Origin of the sequence: Rhizobium phaseoli (genome assembly GCF_003985125.1) — a bacterium.
GTDB lineage: Bacteria > Pseudomonadota > Alphaproteobacteria > Rhizobiales > Rhizobiaceae > Rhizobium > Rhizobium phaseoli.
Genome location: NZ_ML133565.1, coordinates 24,215 through 40,992 on the forward strand (window position 1 = coordinate 24,215; position 16,778 = coordinate 40,992).

General features: G+C 58.2%; 16 protein-coding genes. 8 read left to right on the forward strand and 8 right to left on the reverse strand.

The window, feature by feature from the left end; translation table 11 throughout:
• Nucleotides 1–58: 58 nt before the first annotated feature.
• Nucleotides 59–517 carry a DUF3237 domain-containing protein gene (locus tag EFD56_RS00080; protein ID WP_126904388.1) on the forward strand — a complete coding sequence of 153 codons (459 nt, stop codon included), beginning with the start codon at nt 59–61 and terminating at the stop codon, nt 515–517.
• A gap of 81 nt (nt 518–598) precedes the next feature.
• On the forward strand, nt 599–1,165 hold the full coding sequence (locus EFD56_RS00085) for a dihydrofolate reductase family protein (RefSeq protein WP_126904389.1): 567 nt from the start codon (nt 599–601) through the stop codon (nt 1,163–1,165).
• A gap of 31 nt (nt 1,166–1,196) precedes the next feature.
• Here EFD56_RS00085 and EFD56_RS00090 read toward each other — a convergent pair whose 3' ends face one another.
• The 3 genes from EFD56_RS00090 to EFD56_RS00100 all read right to left on the reverse strand — a co-directional run bounded on the left by EFD56_RS00090 (nt 1,197) and on the right by EFD56_RS00100 (nt 3,008).
• Entirely contained in the window at nt 1,197–1,382 is a 186-nt protein-coding gene (locus EFD56_RS00090; RefSeq protein WP_126904390.1) for a hypothetical protein, read from the reverse strand.
• A 46-nt stretch (nt 1,383–1,428) separates the two neighbouring features.
• The gene (locus EFD56_RS00095; RefSeq protein ID WP_210289983.1) at nt 1,429–1,689 is read right to left on the reverse strand and encodes a hypothetical protein; all 261 of its coding nucleotides are present in this window, start codon (nt 1,687–1,689) and stop codon (nt 1,429–1,431) included.
• A 413-nt stretch (nt 1,690–2,102) separates the two neighbouring features.
• On the reverse strand, nt 2,103–3,008 hold the full coding sequence (locus EFD56_RS00100) for an alpha/beta fold hydrolase (protein ID WP_126904391.1): 906 nt from the start codon (nt 3,006–3,008) through the stop codon (nt 2,103–2,105).
• 379 nt (nt 3,009–3,387) lie between these two features.
• On the opposite strand from EFD56_RS00100, the gene EFD56_RS00105 reads away from it, so the two are divergent.
• The 3 genes from EFD56_RS00105 (at nt 3,388) to kdgD (ending at nt 5,453) form a co-directional block, all read left to right on the forward strand.
• A complete protein-coding gene (locus EFD56_RS00105) occupies nt 3,388–3,639 on the forward strand; it encodes an antitoxin (RefSeq protein ID WP_126904392.1) in 252 nt (83 codons plus the stop codon).
• A complete protein-coding gene (locus EFD56_RS00110; protein WP_012490253.1) occupies nt 3,636–3,947 on the forward strand; it encodes a type II toxin-antitoxin system RelE/ParE family toxin in 312 nt (103 codons plus the stop codon). Before EFD56_RS00105 ends, EFD56_RS00110 begins: the two co-directional genes overlap by 4 nt.
• A gap of 600 nt (nt 3,948–4,547) precedes the next feature.
• Nucleotides 4,548–5,453 carry a 5-dehydro-4-deoxyglucarate dehydratase gene (gene kdgD / locus EFD56_RS00115; RefSeq protein WP_126904393.1) on the forward strand — a complete coding sequence of 302 codons (906 nt, stop codon included), beginning with the start codon at nt 4,548–4,550 and terminating at the stop codon, nt 5,451–5,453.
• Nucleotides 5,454–5,806: 353 nt separating this feature from the next.
• Here kdgD and EFD56_RS00120 read toward each other — a convergent pair whose 3' ends face one another.
• The 5 genes from EFD56_RS00120 to EFD56_RS00140 all read right to left on the reverse strand — a co-directional run bounded on the left by EFD56_RS00120 (nt 5,807) and on the right by EFD56_RS00140 (nt 11,402).
• Nucleotides 5,807–7,312: an aldehyde dehydrogenase (NADP(+)) gene (locus tag EFD56_RS00120; protein WP_126904394.1), complete on the reverse strand. Its 1,506-nt coding sequence runs from the start codon at nt 7,310–7,312 to the stop codon at nt 5,807–5,809.
• A gap of 103 nt (nt 7,313–7,415) precedes the next feature.
• Entirely contained in the window at nt 7,416–8,204 is a 789-nt protein-coding gene (locus tag EFD56_RS00125; RefSeq protein WP_126904395.1) for an NAD-dependent epimerase/dehydratase family protein, read from the reverse strand.
• On the reverse strand, nt 8,201–9,217 hold the full coding sequence (locus EFD56_RS00130; RefSeq protein ID WP_126904396.1) for a threonine ammonia-lyase: 1,017 nt from the start codon (nt 9,215–9,217) through the stop codon (nt 8,201–8,203). Before EFD56_RS00130 ends, EFD56_RS00125 begins: the two co-directional genes overlap by 4 nt.
• Nucleotides 9,218–9,229: 12 nt before the next feature.
• A complete protein-coding gene (gene solA / locus EFD56_RS00135) occupies nt 9,230–10,420 on the reverse strand; it encodes an N-methyl-L-tryptophan oxidase (protein ID WP_012490248.1) in 1,191 nt (396 codons plus the stop codon).
• Nucleotides 10,421–10,643: 223 nt separating this feature from the next.
• Nucleotides 10,644–11,402: a FadR/GntR family transcriptional regulator gene (locus EFD56_RS00140; protein ID WP_037113432.1), complete on the reverse strand. Its 759-nt coding sequence runs from the start codon at nt 11,400–11,402 to the stop codon at nt 10,644–10,646.
• Nucleotides 11,403–11,707: 305 nt separating this feature from the next.
• Here EFD56_RS00140 and EFD56_RS00145 point away from each other — a divergent pair, with 305 nt between their 5' ends.
• The 3 genes from EFD56_RS00145 to EFD56_RS00155 are packed head-to-tail and all read left to right on the forward strand — an operon-like array spanning nt 11,708 to nt 16,768.
• Nucleotides 11,708–13,789: a hydantoinase/oxoprolinase family protein gene (locus EFD56_RS00145; RefSeq protein WP_126904397.1), complete on the forward strand. Its 2,082-nt coding sequence runs from the start codon at nt 11,708–11,710 to the stop codon at nt 13,787–13,789.
• A gap of 10 nt (nt 13,790–13,799) precedes the next feature.
• Nucleotides 13,800–15,443, forward strand: a complete 1,644-nt coding sequence (locus EFD56_RS00150) for a hydantoinase B/oxoprolinase family protein (RefSeq protein ID WP_004669975.1) — start codon at nt 13,800–13,802, stop codon at nt 15,441–15,443.
• 8 nt (nt 15,444–15,451) lie between these two features.
• Complete coding sequence (locus EFD56_RS00155; protein ID WP_012490245.1) at nt 15,452–16,768, forward strand: amino acid deaminase; 1,317 nt, start codon at nt 15,452–15,454, stop codon at nt 16,766–16,768.
• The last annotated feature ends 10 nt before the right edge of the window (nt 16,769–16,778 follow it).

Genomic DNA, 16,778 nt, shown 5'->3' on the forward strand with positions numbered 1-16,778 from the left:
GCGTTTTGGAGCTACAGCGCCTTCAAGTAGGGTTTAGATCCAACATAGGCGATCCGACATGTCCCTGCAATCTCGACACTTATTCACATTGTTCCTGACTCTTCATCCGGCGCTTGAGCTTGGCCAGACACCGGCCGGAAGCCGCCGCATCTTTCCCGTTTCCGGCGGATGTTTCGAAGGCGCGCGACTGAAAGGAGAGGTGTCGCCGCTGATCGGCTCCGATCTGCTGCTGGTGCGCGCAGACGGCACGTTTCAGCAAGATGTAAGGCTGTTGCTTGTCGCCGATGACGGCGGCCTGATCTTGATGACCTATCGCGGCGTCCGGCGTTCGTCCCAGGCTGTCGACGAGCGTCTCGCCCGCGGCGAAATGGTTGATCCTTCCGAATACTATCTCCGGACAACGCCCTATTTCGAGACCGCCGCCCCACACCACGCCTGGCTCAACCAGATCGTCGCGGTTGCGAAAGGCGGACGACGGCCTGGTGGCGTCGAGTATGATGTGTTCGAAATTCTTTAAAGCAGCTCGCAATCAATCTGGCTCGCTATCAACGCGCGGCCTTCATCCAGTGCGAGGGCAGCATGATAAGGGAGACTGCAAGTGAAGAAACTGATCGTCAGCAATTGGGTCAGTCTAGACGGATATATCGCCGGCCCGAATGGTGCCCTTGACTGGATCCTTGGCGACGGTCGCCTTGCGCAATACGAAACCGAACTCATGGCGCAAGCCGATACGATTCTCAGTGGTCGCCGGACCTACGAGCAGCTGTCACAATACTGGAGTGCGGTACCGAATAACCCTCAAGCAATGGATTGGGAAAGGCGCTACGCGGATATGATCAATGCCGCCCATCACATCGTCGTCTCACATGACTTGCAAAAGGCGCCTTGGGGCAACTCTACGATATGGCCCTCCATCGAACAGCGAGCTCTCGACGCCCTAAAGGCGGGATCGGATAAGGCGATCCTCATCTTCGGCAGTGCTACGGTTGTGCAATCCTTGACGAACCTGGGGGCCGTAGACGAGTTTCACCTCCTGGTCCACCCGGTGCTGCTTGGCGGCGGGACGCGGTTGTTCGAGGAGGTGGATGTTCGCATGAACCTTAGACGTGTCGATGTTGAGGCGTTCGACAGCGGAATCGTCAAGATGGTCTACCAGCGGGGCTAGAAGTTTCCGCTGGACCAGAGATCGGCACTAGTCAAATTTCGTCCCGAGAGAACGACGGCGTCAGCAGCATCACAAAGCCGAAGCTTGCCTGTTCAGCTGAGGCAAGTGCGTCGCCGAGCGTGAAGCCACCACGCCTCCGTGCGGTGTTGGCAAGTCTCATAAGCGTGACCGAGGCGACGCCGCGAGGTTCGCCTACTTTGCTCTTCTCCGGATCCATGATCAGGCTTCCCGGGCCTGGTCATTCTCGATCTTAAGAGCCAGCGTCAAGCAGTTTGGATCACGTGCAACCAAAGCTCGGCTGGTGCTGTCCAGCCGGTCGCGACCCCCACAGCCGTGACGATGGCCCAGCCCGGCTCAGCGCCAGCGCGTTCCACAAGTCGCGGCGCATGTGAGGTGATACATTGCCGCGACTGTTGGACTGCTGCGACAGGAACTTTGGCCGCTTCTAACCGCTCGCTGATCTGCGCCTGAAGCGGGTCGATGGCGAATAGAGCAAATAGCCAAGCTGCGATATCCGAGATCACAAAATACCTCCTATTCGGTTCGGCAAGACAATGTCGGGAAATGGTCCGGCATCACGAAAGCGCCGAAAATTTCGCCAGAGGGGCCCGGACCAGGGGAGCGTTAGGGGTTGCATCAGACGGTGTTCAAGTCTGATAGTCGTGTCGGCCGCTTCTGCGATCCGAATGGTCGTGAAGATTTCTGATAGTAGGCAGGCGCCACGACGAGGTAACGCGAAAATCCCGTATCGTTCATGATCTGATCACCTGGGCCTATTGATGAATTGGCGAGTTTGATTCATCACCATCATGGAAGAACCCGAAATGGCGGAAGACGGCACCACCACCATCCGAGCCACATTTGAACTTTTGGGTTTTACGACAGCCGGCTCGACCTCACGCGCGTGTTCAGTCTCGGGGCGGTGACCAAGGAGCCGTTACAGGGCAGTACCAGGGCCTCCGAAAAATCGGGCCAAAGTCTCCGCAGTATCTCTTGGATGCTCTTCGGGAAAAAAGTGGCCGCCCAGCACAGCGCAGCCTTCCACCTTGTCGCTCCACTGACGCCAGAGCGCCAGGGGCCCGCCTTCCGAGGCGTACCACTCAGCCAGCGCACCGGTCGCGCTCCAGAGCGCCAGCATCGGGCAGTCAATTTTACGATCCGCAATCCGATCTTCTGCATCGTGCTCACGATCGATAGACGCTGCTGCGCGATATTCTTCGCAAATTGCGTGGACGTGATCCGGATCAGACAGTGCCTGAACATAGGCGCGTTTGACCTCGGGCGGGAAAGCCGTTGCAGAGGAACCCCAACCCTCAAGCGCCTGGTCAATAACAGCCTCGGGCGCGCCGACAATGAGCCGCTCCGGCAATGGCGGCGACTGCGCGAGCAGGCTCCAAGGCCAGAATGCCAGAGCGAAACGGTCGTCCGCACGGTTCCATGAGTCGTCAGTCGGGACAATATCGAGAACTGCCAACTTTTCGATCAGACCTGAATGATCGAGCGCCATTCGATAGGCCACACGGCCGCCGCGGTCATGGCCGCAGACCATGAAGTGGCCAAATCCGACTTTTGCCATCAGCTCGATCATGTCTTTGGCCATCGCACGCTTCGAATAGGCCAAGGGGTCGGAAACAGTCGAAGGACAGCTGCTGGCACCATAGCCCCTCAGGTCGGCGCAGACGACTGTGAATCTGGACGCCAGCAATCGAGCGATGTCTCGCCACATGAGGTGTGTTTCGGGAAAGCCGTGCAAGAGCAGCAATGGAGGGCCATTGCCGGTGACCGTGGCGAATATCGACGCGTCGGACAGTGCGAACAGTTCTCCATGTACCCGATCCGGCATTTGTCAGCCTCGTGCGCTGCGGTTGAGCCCGCTCGCGTTGATTGCGGACGTGATGACGGGTGAACGTCCTGCCCGCGGCAGAGTTGCAAAGAACTCGGACCGCCAGATGAGCGGTTACGCGCGGAGTGCGACCAGCGAACGGCGCGCAGGCTTATATTAAGGGTGAAACTGACACCTAGGCAGGGTGTGATAGATGGGCCGCAGGTTCAACTCCCTTCAACTGCAGCCATTTGAAGATCGACGGTTCCCCCACCGAAGCGATGCGTGATGAGTGGAGTGATAGCGAATGCTGCTGCTGAATTGGTTCAGAGACCTTGTGCGGTGGCCACATACCCACATACGTGCTAATGTAGGTTTTCTCAGTTCAGGGAGTAGTTCGATGAGCCGATTGACGATCGACATAACGGACCAGCAACATCAGACCCTGAAGGCGCTGGCAGCTTTGCAGGGCAAGACAATCAAACAGTATGCACTCGAGCGCCTATTTCCTGGCGACACAGATGGAGATCGGGCCTGGCAGGAGCTGAAAACGTTGATGAACACGCGCATCAAGGACGGGCTCGCGGGAAAACTATCGACCAAAACCGTAGGCGACATCCTCGATGAGGAGATTGCCGAGGATCGTGCTTGACAGCCTACATCCTTACGGCAGACGCGGAATCCGATCTACGTTCTGTAATCCGCTACACGCGGGCGCAATGGGGTACTGCTCAGGTGCGCCGCTACGTCTCAGCTTTGGAGCGAGGTATTGCAAATCTCGCTGAAGGCAAGGGTCCGTTCAAGGATATGAGCGCGCTTCATCCGGCATTACGAATGGCGCGGTGCGAACATCACTACGTCTTTTGTCTGCCTCGCGAGGGTGCGCCCGCTTTGATCGTAGCGATCTTTCATGAGCGGATGGATCTCATGAAGCGTTTGGCTGGTCGTCTGGACGAATGATCTTTGGACGAAGGTGAGATTGCGCAGTGCTGGCAGGTGCTGCCGATAAAGCGGCACCCCTTCGCATCGCCAATTTTTTTCGCGTCAAGAGCCCACACCTAATTCTAACGACGCGCTCTGGTTTTGCTGCGGCTCCCACCGGTAGGCGGTGGTTATGGTCGTCGATGGCTGACCGCAAGTTCAGTAAATTATTGTTATCGCGCACGATCAAAACAGCACGGTCGACGGTTCATATCCCATCAAGGCGAAGGTACCCCATGCCTTGATAAAACGCTCCTTTTTCGTGATCTGCATGCGCGGCCCACATTGCGAAAACCGACGAATGCGGCCCGGATGAGCGGGGCGGCCGTCCGCGTTCCGCTAATCTGGAATCCGACAGGCCCGCGCCAGCGGTCGCACATCGAGACGTTTTCGCTTTGGACACAAAGAACATATCGCATTTTCATCAAGTCAGAACAGATCGCGGCAAGAGTACGAAACAACATTGAACCCAGAGAGATATGATGTCGCGGATGGCTTCACCCATTGTGATCATATCTATGGTTGACACTGATATGGTCTCCTGGGTATTGTTTCATCCAGTTCAACTTGGAGACAGACATGAATCCGCAGCAGCTAAAGGCCGCACTTGGCTCGGGCCTCCTTTCGTTCCCGGTTACCCACTTCGATCGCAACGGCAAGTTCGCGCCGGAGAGCTACAAGGCTCATGTCGAATGGCTTGCCAGCTACAATGCACCGGTCCTGTTTGCCGCAGGCGGAACAGGCGAATTCTTCTCATTGAGCCCGAGCGAGATCCCGGCCATCGTTTCAGCGGCAAAGGAAGCCGCGGGAAAGACCGCCATTGTCTCCGGGTGCGGATATGGGACCGAGATTGCCGTGGAGATTGCAAAATCGGTGGAGAAGGCGGGGGCTGACGGCATACTTCTGCTGCCGCATTATCTCATCGACGCTCCGCAGGAGGGATTGTATGCCCACGTGAAGAAGGTGTGCCAATCGGTCGGCTTCGGCGTCATGGTCTATAACCGCGACAATTCCGTTCTTCATGCCGATACACTCGCCCGTTTGTGCGACGAATGTCCTAACCTCATCGGTTTCAAGGACGGCACAGGCGACATCGGACTTGTTCGCCAAGTAACGTCAACCATCGGCGACAGACTTATGTATCTGGGCGGGATGCCGACCGCCGAGCTGTTTGCGGAAGCCTATCTTGGGGCAGGGTTCACCACATATTCGTCCGCCGTATTCAACTTCGTGCCTGGATTAGCGAATGATTTCTATGGCGCGCTGCGCGCCGGCGAACGCGCGAAGTGCGAACAGCTTCTCAAGGACTTTTTCTATCCCTTCATGAAGATTCGCAACCGCGGCAAGGGCTATGCGGTGTCCGCGGTAAAGGCGGGCGTTCGAATTCAGGGCTTCGATGCGGGCCCGGTCCGGACTCCTTTGACCGATCTGACCGGAGAAGAGATGGGCATGATGGAAGCGCTCATTGCGCCATATCGCCGATAAGATGTAGAGCCTTTCCACGAAGTGCGAAGCAGTTTTCCATCCGGAACTGCGCAAAAATAGAAAGTTAGAGCGGTTCAGCGCTTCCATCAAAAGCTGGATCGCTCTGGCACGCGTTCTGGAAGTCTGCGGCAATTCCGGAACAGTGACTTCGGTGTCGCGACCCCCGCCGCCGGTTTTGTCGGCTTTTCACATCCACTTGCATGGCGTATCGACGCCCAATAGATCGTCTCGAGCGCTGTGCATCTTTTCAGACGCGCGGCGCTGGAGCACGTTGAATTGCTGCATAATTTCATCCTCAAATCGATTCCGATTTAGGGAATAATGCAGCGGGCTGCCCTCGAATTTCCGTCGGATCAGCGCAGGTCGTCGGGCAGTAAGCTCTCCGGCACATTCTGGTACGACACCGGCCTGAGGAACCGTCGGATCGACATAGTTCCGACAGATGTCGCGCCAAAGTTTGTCGAGGCCGGGTAGGGGCCGCCATGCACCATCGCGTCGCAGATTTCCACGCCGGTCGGATAACCGTTGCAAAGAATCCGACCGGCCTTTCTTTCCGCTATCAAAAGAAGCTCGCGAGCGACGCCGCAGTCGTCATCGTCAAGATGAACAGTAAAGGTCAATTGACCTTCGAACGACCTGGCGACCTCGAGCAAGTCCCGGACATCGGACGCCTCGACGATTATGCCCGACGGTCCGAAAACTTCGGAGTGCAGGGTCGGATTTGCAAGCCAATTCCTAGCTTTTGTCCTGAACAGGTACGGCGCCGCAGCCCGATCTGGGCTGATCTGCCCCATTTCTTTCGTCACGCCTTCGGCCGTCTCAAGGGCAGCCGTTCCATCGCGATACGACCGTGCAATAGAAGCCGTCAGCATCGGAGCCGGGGAAATCTTCTGAAGCTCTTCCGCAGCCGCCTTCACAAAGCTGCCGGCATCGGTTCCCGCGACGACAATCGCGACACCAGGATTTGTGCAAAACTGACCGACCCCTTGGGAAAGTGAGCCGGCCCAGCCTCGGCCGATATCGGCTGCACGCGCTTTCGCCGCGCTCGGGAGGACAAACATCGGATTGATGGAGCCGAGTTCGCCGAAGAAGGGAATAGGCTCGGGCCGGGCCATCGCCAGGTCGAAGAGGGAGCGACCGCCGGCTAGCGAACCTGTGAAACCGACAGCCTTGATCGATGGATGCTGGACCAAGGCGTGGCCGACGGCGCGGTTTCCACCCTGTATGAGGCTGAAGACGCCAAGCGGCATGCCGCAGCGACCGATCGCTTTCTCGATCGCCTGTGCGACGAGCTCGCCGGTTCCAGGGTGGGCGCTATGTCCCTTGACCACAACCGGACAGCCAGCAGCAAGGGCGGCGGCAGTGTCACCTCCCGCCGTCGAGAATGCCAGAGGAAAGTTCGAGGCTCCGAAAACCGCAACCGGTCCCAGCGGGCGCTGCATCAGACGGATGTCGGGCCGCGGCACAGGTTTTCGATCAGGCAGCGCGATATCGTGACGGCGGTCAAGGTATAAGCCGTCGGCAATGTGATCGGCAAACAGCCGGAGCTGTCCGGTCGTTCGAGACCGTTCTCCTTCGAGGCGTGCCGGGGGCAGGCCGGTCTCGGCCGAACCGATCGCCGTAATCTGCGAACCAATGGCGTCGATCTCTTCCGCAATCGTTCGCAGAAAGCCGGCGCGAGTTCCCCGGGATAAGGCGCTGTAAACCGGGAAGGCCTCGTCCGCCGCTGTAATCGCTTCGTGCACGAGTTCAACCGATCCGGCGGAGAATGTGCGATCGTCACCCGTTATCGTATCGGATCGAAACGTTCCACTGCCATCGTTCCAGCGGCCCGCAATCAAGTGCTTGCCTGTCAGCATATCCAATCTCCTTCAGCTCGCGCCTGTCCTTGCCGCTGCCCGTTTCAGAGCTTTCTCAACCGCCCGAACGCATCCCCTGAGTAGGCAATCTTCATCCCACGATCTACGCCTGTTTTGCGAAGATCCCGCCCTGCAGACGGTTCACCACGTCCTCGCGACTGGGTTGAGGATCTGCGGCGAAGATATCGTCCTGATAATCGTCGGCACTGTCCTTCGGACGGTAACCGATGTGGGAGGCAAACCGGTTATCCCAGAAAGATGCCCGGTTGTTCGACGCACCATAAATGATCGTGTGCCCGACGCGCGGCACGGTGAGGGAGCGTTCGACCAGCTGCCACATGTCGTCGAACGAAAGCCATGTCAGAAGGTGACGGCGAGTACTCGGCTTCGCCTCACAAGAGCCAATGCGCAGCGAGACCGTTTCAAGCCCATGCTTGTCCCAGAAGAGCTGCGCCAGATTCTCGCCGAAAGCCTTGGCGACGCCGTAATTCGAGTCGGGCCGTGCAGGGACTCCGGAGTCGATCGTCTGCGTCTGATCGTAGAAACCGATCGCATGCACCGAGCTGGAAAATACCACGCGCTTGACGCCTGCCGACCGGGCTGCCTCGTAGAGACTGTGGAAGCCGGCAATGTTGACACGGTGAATAGATTCGAAGTCGGCGTCCTTGGAAATGCCACCAAAATGCACGATCGCTTCGATATCACGCACAAGGTTCTTCGCGGCGCTGATGTCACCGAGGTCTGCCTGTACCAGTTCCTCGTTGGGAGCAGCATCGGCCATCGAAGCGATATCGGTGGAGCGAAGAAATTTGACTTTCGGAGTGAGACGCTTGCGCAGCTCGGTTCCAAGGAGCCCGGCCGCCCCGGTGAGCAGAATACGATTGTAGATCATTGGGTCGTCTTTCTCTTAAAGGTGGGATTGCCTGCGGTGGCGCCCTCAAGGGCGCTGGTGAATAGAGCCGAACCAACGTTTCCGCCCGACACGACAACGACGACAGTCTTTCCGCGGAACGAGCTCGATCTGGCTAGGATCGAAGCGAAAGCCGCGGCGCCGCTGGGCTCCGCGATGAGGTTGAAACTATCGAAGAGCGTTCGGATGGCATTGGTAACATCGATATCCGAGACGGTTTCGAATGACGGTCGCAGGCCTCGGACGATTTTGAACGGCAAAAGTCCCGGCCTTGGCGACATGAGCCCATCACAAAGTGTGCTCTCACCTGGTTCAAAGTCCTGAAGCTCGCCCGCGGCGATAGACCTTGCGAAATCGTCGAAGCCTCGCGGTTCGACAGCCACTATTGCGCATTCCGGGAAATCCGCCTTGACGGCTACTCCGCTACCGGCGATCAGACCTCCGCCACTGGCAGGGATGGCGATGAAGTCCGGCGTGATGGATCGCGCGTTCAATTGTTCCGCAATCTCAAGCCCGACGGTACCCTGCCCGGCGATGATATCGTCGTGGTCGAAGGGCGGGACGAAGACGAAGCCTTGCGAGACGAGATCATTCACGCGCAACTGCCGCGTCTCGAAGAAGTCATCCAGGAGCTCGACTGTTGCGCCAAGTGCCCTGGTCCTTTCAATCTTGCGGGGCGAAGCCGTCTTGGGCATCAGCACGGTGGCCGCCGACCCACAGATCCTTACCGCATAAGCAAGTCCCTGGGCATGATTGCCGGAGGAATATCCGACGAAGCTCGATCCTGCGCTGGCGCCGTGACGAAGAAGAAAGTTGAGCGCGCCGCGCGCTTTGAATGAGCCCGTCTTTTGCAAGTTCTCCGGTTTGACGATCAAGCGTACCCCGAGCTCGTCGTTTAGCGTGACACTTTCCAGGAGAGGAGTCCGGACGACAAATTCCCGAATACGTTCGGCTGCCGCCGCAATGTCATCGCGCAAGTTTCCGAAATCGTACATTTCTGCGCCTCCCTAAAGAAAGCGCGCCAAAGTGAAAGCGGAGAGATCGATTTTGCTTTTGCCGTCATGGATGACCTGGGCAACGGCTTCTCCTATGCCTAGCGAATGCTTGAAGCCATGTCCTGAGCATGCAGAGATTACGATGACCTTGTCCATTTCGGGATGGGCATCGATGATAAATCCGTTATCGGGCGTGTTCGTGTAGAAGCAGGTCGCGTTGTTGACCACATCGGGCTTCACGCCGACCATATTCGGCCCGACATGCTTGCTGTAAAAGTCATCGGACTCCCAGCGTTCGGCCTTGGGACCGATCGTCTCGTGATCGATATCGGGCGTGTCGCGGCTTGCGACCATCTTGACGCCCTCCCGTGGATCCGTGACCGGGAATCCGGTGAAGTAGTCTTCTAGACGATCCGTCACGAACCAGATGAACACCGGCATCTTCTCGGGCGCGAACGGCGCGAAGTCATCTGCATCGTACCAATGGATCGTCTGACGAGTGACGGTGAGAATTCTATCGAAGGGCGCTCCGAGCAAACCTCGGGTCCAGCCACCGGCCGCGACGACCGCTCTCTTGGCGTGAACAGTTGCATTGTTCGTATGCACGACGACTTTGCCGTCGACCTGCTCGAGTTTTTCAACAACGGTATCCGTCATCACCTCCGCACCAAGCGCCCTTGCGCCTTTGATCTGGGCATTGATGAGAGCTTCTGGAAGCATGTATCCGGCATTGGGCTCGAGATAGCCGCGATCGGTATCACGGAAGTTCCTGAACTGGGGATAGCGGGCTCGCAACTGCTCGGCGTTGAGGATTTCATGCTCAACGCCGAACTCCTCGGCCATGGCGATACTGCTGGCTAGAAAATCCTGCGCCCCGTGAAGCGGTGTGGCTCCCTTCATCGGCGATCCGACAATAAGCGTTCCTGACTTCACAAGGAAAGTCTCACCGAACTCCTTTTCGAGATCTGCAATGATCTCATGAGAGCGCACAGCAAGGGGAACGTATGCCGGACCTTCGCCGACTGCTTCTCGGGTCACCCGAGTACCGCCGTGGCTGGATCCTTTTGCGTGTGGAGGAACGAACCGATCTATGCCTAGAACTCGCTCGCCCCGCTTGGCGAGTTGATAGAGCGTAGAAGCTCCCATCGCGCCAAGCCCGATGACGACGACATCAGTTTGAATGGTGGACGTATTCCAGGACATAGCTTTGCTTCCGATCATGCTGAGCCGCCATCACACCGGCCGGCGCTTCATTCGCAGATGGCATAAGGCCTTCGCTCGATCGAAACCTGAGCATGCAACCACGACCGCCGCCCGCAGGGCGTGAATGCGCAGCCGAACCCGGGGCCGCACCATCAGGACAAAATCAGGCGAGGTCAATTTCACGCCTCGATGTCATCCTATCACAATGCAAAGAGATCATATCTTATGTAGCGTCGTCAAGCGTATTGTCTTGTTCCTCGGTATTTTTCCGAGCCTGCACCATCAGCCCCCGGTAACGCATCTGGCTTCTGCCAATGTGATTCTTCATGGCATCACGCGCCGCCTCCACGTCTTGATGCGCGATCGCCTCGCAGATCGCGTGATGCTCGCCGACCGACTTCTCAAGGTATTGATGGGTTATGAGTGTCCCACGCTTGGCACCCTCCAAAGCACGGCGCGGGAGGATGGAAAGGCCCAGCCGGTCAAAGAATTCGATGAAAGCTTCATTGTTTGTCGCTTCCGAAATCGAGCGGTGAAAGGTCCAGTCCGCTTCCTCGGTGGGCACGTTATCGGCGAGCGCCGCTCGAAACCGGTCTGCCGCTTCCCAAATTTTTGCTTCCTGCGCCCAAGACCTGCGTGCTGCGGCAAGGCCGGCTGCGTGCACCTCGACCGCCATACGAAGTTCGAGGATATCGAGCATGGAAGCTGAAAAATGCAAATTTCCAACGCCTTGCTGTGAGCTGGCTTCCGGCTCCGCCTTCTGGGAAACGAACACGCCGACACCGTGTTTGGCTTCCAGCAATCCATCCGCGCGCAGCGCTGCAACCGCCTCTCGGATTACTGTTCGGCTTACCCCGAACTCAAGTGCCAGCGCCTTTTCCGTCGGTAATTTGTCGCCCACTTTGATGGAGTCGTCGAGGATGCGCTCCCGCAAGGCCTTCTCCGTCTTCAATGTCAGCGTGTTCTTCTTCGTCGCGCTCAAGTGAATGCCTCCAACCTCAAGCCTCGGTGATCATATCTTGCTCGGCACATGTTTGCCCTTTCACGTGCCGTATGTCCATCACGAAGTTGAAACCCTGGATTTCCAACGAAATTTGGCCTTCCGCAGCTGCGGGAAAACAACATAATCACCGACATGCTAAAACAATCTGTTGACAAGAGATCATATCTCTATCAGGCTACAAGTACGATCTTGACCGCCAAGCCGGCTTTAGGCCGCAGATGAAAAAAGGGAACGAGCGGGCGGACGTGAATCACAATGGGTTCCCGAAGATAGGGCATAGATAGATGGACAACCCAAAGGCCAGGATCGGCGTCGACATCGGCGGTACGTTTACCGACGTCGCGATGGAGTACCAAGGCAAGATCTTCTCGACCAAGGTCCTCACGAACTATACGGCCCCTGAGGCGGCTATCATCGACGGTATCGCGGGGGTCTTGAGCGACGCCTCCCTGCCGTTCTCGGAAGTGGGTACCATCATTCACGGAACGACGCTTGCGACCAACTCGCTCATCGAGCGGCGTGGCGCCAAGACGGCCTTCGTCACGACCCGCGGCTTTCGTGACGTCATCGAAATGCGGACCGAAAACCGCTTCGAACTCTACGATCTCAATATCGTGCTTCCCCCTGCGCTGATCCCGCGCCGCGACAGACTCGTCGTGGATGAACGCGTCGGCTCCGACGGGGAGATCTTGAAAACTCTGGACGAGGCCGAGGTTGCCGCGCTGGCTGCCTCCATCAAAGCGGGCGAATATGAAAGCGTCGCCATCGGCTTCATGCACTCTTATGTGAACGACATTCACGAAAAGAAGGTCCGCGACATTCTCGCAGCCGAAATCCCCGGGATTTCGATATCGATATCGAGCGAAGTCTCGCCGCAGATGCGCGAGTTCCAACGCTTCAACACCGTTTGCGCCAATGCCTATGTGAAGCCTTTGATGGCATCCTATCTCAACCGGCTTGTCGACAAACTGCGCCAAGCGGGTGCACATTGCCCCGTATTTATGATCCATTCGGGCGGAGGCATCATTACCGTTGACAGCGCCGCTGAATTCCCGGTCCGCCTGCTAGAATCCGGGCCGGCTGGCGGCGCCATCTTCGCTGCCGAAGTTGCCAAGCGGTACGGCCTTGACCGCGTTCTCTCCTACGACATGGGCGGAACGACCGCAAAAATTTGCCTAATCGACGACGCTACGCCGAAAACCGCCAAGACGTTCGAAGTGGCGAGAACCTATCGCTTCAAAAAGGGCAGCGGCATGCCGATTTCCATCCCGGTTATCGAGATGATCGAGATCGGCGCCGGCGGCGGTTCCATCGCCTCCGTCGATGGGATGAAGCAGATTCGTGTCGGTCCTCATAGCGCCGCATCCGAGCCTGGGCCTGCCTGTTACGGCCGCGGCGGTGACCGGCCTACGGTCACGGACGCCGATTTGCTGCTTGGCCGACTGGACGCTGACAACTTCGCAGGCGGCTCGATCAAGCTCCGTTCCGACAATTCGAAGAGCGCGCTTTCCCGCGAGGTCGGCGCCAAACTCAGCATTGACGAAAATGCCGCCGCTTTCGGCGTCTGCGAGGTCGTCGACGAAAGCATGGCGAACGCCGCCCGCATGCACGCGGTCGAAAATGGCAAGGAGCTTGCCGAGTACAGCATGATCGCGTTCGGTGGCGCCGCTCCGCTGCATGCCTCCCGGCTTTGTGAAAAGCTCGGCATGAAGGAGCTCCTGATTCCTCCGGGCGCGGGTGTCGGGTCCGCCATTGGATTTTTGCGTGCACCTATTGCCTTCGAATCCGTGCGGAGTGCCTATGTCCGCTTCGCACGGTTCGAAGCCGGCAAGGTGAATTCGGTACTGAAAGAATTGCAGGAAGAGGCCACGCGCTTCGTGCACGCGGCCGATCCAAATGCCGAGGTGGAGATGGAGTGCACAGCCTATGTCCGCTACGTCGGCCAGGGCTGGGAAATCCCGGTCATCGTAGAAATAAGAGATTATGCGGAAAACGACGGCGCGTCTCTGCGCCAGCAGTTCGAAGACGCCTATGCCGCCTATTTCGGCCGGGCCATCGATGGTCTCGACGCGGAAATCATCAGTTGGTCGCTTCGCGCCAGTTCCCCGATCCATGAGGCGCAGCCCGTTCGGCGGGCTTCGAGGACTCATGCGGCCAAGGTGCCGACGCGACGAGAGATGTTCGACGCCCGCGCAGGAAAATATCTGCCCGCCGACATTGTCGAGCGAACTGAGCTGAAGGTTGGCGAGTACGTCTCCGGTCCGGCGGCGATCGTGGAGCGGGAAACGACCACGATCATCTCGTCATCCTACGAGGCGATCATGCAGCCCGATGGCTGCCTGCTTGTGACTGCAAAGAACGCATAAGGAAAAGGCCATGACACAGAAACGCGATGCAATCGCCGAGATGCGGCTCCAGATCATGTGGAACAGGCTCATCTCCGTCGTCGAAGAGCAGGCTCTGACACTGGTGCGCACCGCTTTTAGCACGAGCGTGCGGGAGGCGGGTGACCTTTCAGCCGGTGTATTCAATATTGCCGGTGAAATGGTCGCACAGGCCGTAACGGGAACGCCCGGACACGTGAACGCCATGGGCGAAGCCGTAAGTCATTTCATCAACACGATCGGACGCGACAATATTTTCGAGGGCGATGTCTACATCACCAACGATCCCTGGAAGGGTACCGGACATCTACACGACTTCACGGTCGTCAGCCCATCCTTCCACAAGGGTAGCCTGATAGGCTTTTTCGCATGCACCGCGCACGTCGTCGATGTCGGCGGACGCGGCTTCGGACCCGACGCTGGTGAAGTGTACGAAGAAGGCATTTTCATCCCGATCATGAAGTTCGCGGAGCGAGGCGCAGTAAACCGCGATCTGATCAACATCGTTCGTAACAACGTACGCGAAGCCGACCAGGTCGTCGGAGACCTGTATTCGCTCGCCGCCTGCAACGAGATCGGCCACAAGCGGCTTCTCGAAATGCTCGCGGAATTCGATATTGCCGATATCGAGGATCTTGCGAAGTTCATCTTCGATCACTCCTACCAGGCTACCGTCGACCGCATCGCCGAACTGCCCGCAGGTATCTACCGCAACTCGATGCGCGTGGACGGCTACGGATCGGCGATCGACATGGTCGTAAAGCTCGATGTGCGGAAGGACGAAATCATCGCCGACTTCGATGGTACATCGCCGCCCAGTCCCCTCGGCATCAACGTCCCGCTGATCTATACGACGGCATACGCCGCATACGGCTTGAAATGCTCGCTGGCACCGGAGATTCCAAACAATGCGGCGTCCCTGAAGCCATTCAGGATCATTGCACCGGAGAATTGCATTTTGAATGCGCAGCGACCAGCGCCGGTCGCTGTTCGCCACGTACTCGGTCACTTCGTTCCGGATACCGTGCTCGGCGCAGTCCATAAGATGCTGCCCGACACGGTTCCGGCGGAAGGCGCTGGCGCCCTGTGGAATATCCACCTCAGTGCCCGCCCGTCTCAAGGCCGTGCAGCCAACGGCTTCGATCTGCACCGCACCGAGATCCTGATGTTCAATTCCGGCGGAAGCGGTGCTCGCCCAACGCTCGACGGTCTCAATGCGACTGCTTTTCCAAGCGGCGTTCACAGCATGTCGGTGGAAGCAACCGAGCACGTGGGCCCGGTCATCGTTTGGCGCAAAGAATTGCGAAATGGATCGGGCGGCGAGGGGCGCCAGCGCGGCGGCCTTGGTCAAGTCGTTGAGATCGCACCGACGGACGGTCATGAATTCTACTTCAACGCCATGTTCGACCGAGTCGAAAACGCGGCGAGGGGCCGGGAAGGGGGCGAAAATGGCGCCTCGGGCCGCGCCTATCTCAACGACGGCACCGCCCTGAATGCAAAGGGCCGGCAGTTCGTCCCAGAAGGCAAAAGACTGGTTATCGAGCTTCCCGGCGGCGGTGGCTATGGCAAGCCCGACGATAGGCCGCACGAAGCAGTCGAACGGGATCGTCTCGACCAGTATGTCGTTTCGAAGTGAGTGTTTCGATGAGCATGATCGAGAAACTGGCCGCAGAAATTGGCACCTTCAACCTGTCACCGGGACTGCGCGGCATTCCGGTCGGGAACGCGCCGGTCAGTTCCGCCAACATCCCGGATGCGCACTGGCGTCCCGCCGGCGGCGAGATGAGCCTCCCGCTGCTGACGCTCGATCTGCAAGCCTATGAGACAAACAAGAAGACAATGCTTGGCATCTGCAGTGACTTCGACTGCCAGATCGCTCCGCATGCCAAGACGCCGATGTCGCCTGTTCTCGCCCGAGATCTCGTATCTGCCGGCGCGTGGGGTGTATCCGTCGCGGACCTTCGCCAAGCGGAGGTGATGCTGCATCACGGACTCCGCCGGGTGCTGATCGCCAACGAAATTGGTGGTAAATCCGCCGTGACGCGGCTGGCACGACTGCTTCGAAACTATTGCGAAGCAGAGATCTTCATGTTCGTTGACTCGACCGACGTGGTATCGGCCTTGGCCAGATCGTGGTTGGGCGACGACACGCTTCCGCCGCTGAACCTGCTGGTGGAGGTCGGCTGCGGCCGGGGTGGAGTAAACTCCGATACGGAAGCTCGGCATCTTGTCCGGTCGATCGCGGGCCTCAATTCGAAGCATATCCGATTGGCAGGAATTGCCGCGTATGAGGGAACGGCAAACCATCCAGACGAGAAGGAGCTTCTAGAGAATCTCGACGACCTTTTCGATCGCGTCTCCTTTGCCTTGAAAGCAGCTCGGGAAACGGTCGGGCCGGAAAGGCCGCTCGTCTTGTCGATGGGGGGCTCCAGTCTTTTCGACTACGTAATTGATCGCTGTCGGCCGATCGTGGGCGGCGATTCTAACGTCACACTCCTCTTGAGGAGCGGAGCCTGCTTCTTCAGCGATCACGGACCAATTCGTGCGAGACTACAGGCGATCTCTTCACGTGGAATGCTGGGCAAAGCTGCAAGCGACAGCATCGCAGGAGCCTTCACGCCCGTGCTCAGGATTTGGGCCGAGGTCCTGTCTATGAATGGCCCTCATAATGCCATCTGCGGCTTTGGCCTTCGCGACGTCGCACATGATCAGGGTCTTCCGGTCCCCGTCGCGGTATGGCGCAACGGCGAACGGGTGATAACCCTAGGCGACGTATCGGTCGTCTCGAAGCTTAACGACCAGCACGCATTCGTTCATGCCCCGGAACTCGAGCTGAGCGTCGGCGACGTCATCGAGTTCGGCATCAAGCATCCGTGCACGACGATCGATAAGCACGACGTGATCTTCGGTCTCGACGAGCGGGGTGAGGTGAAGGTCGCTTTGCGAACATTCTTCGGCTGAACGTCAAAAC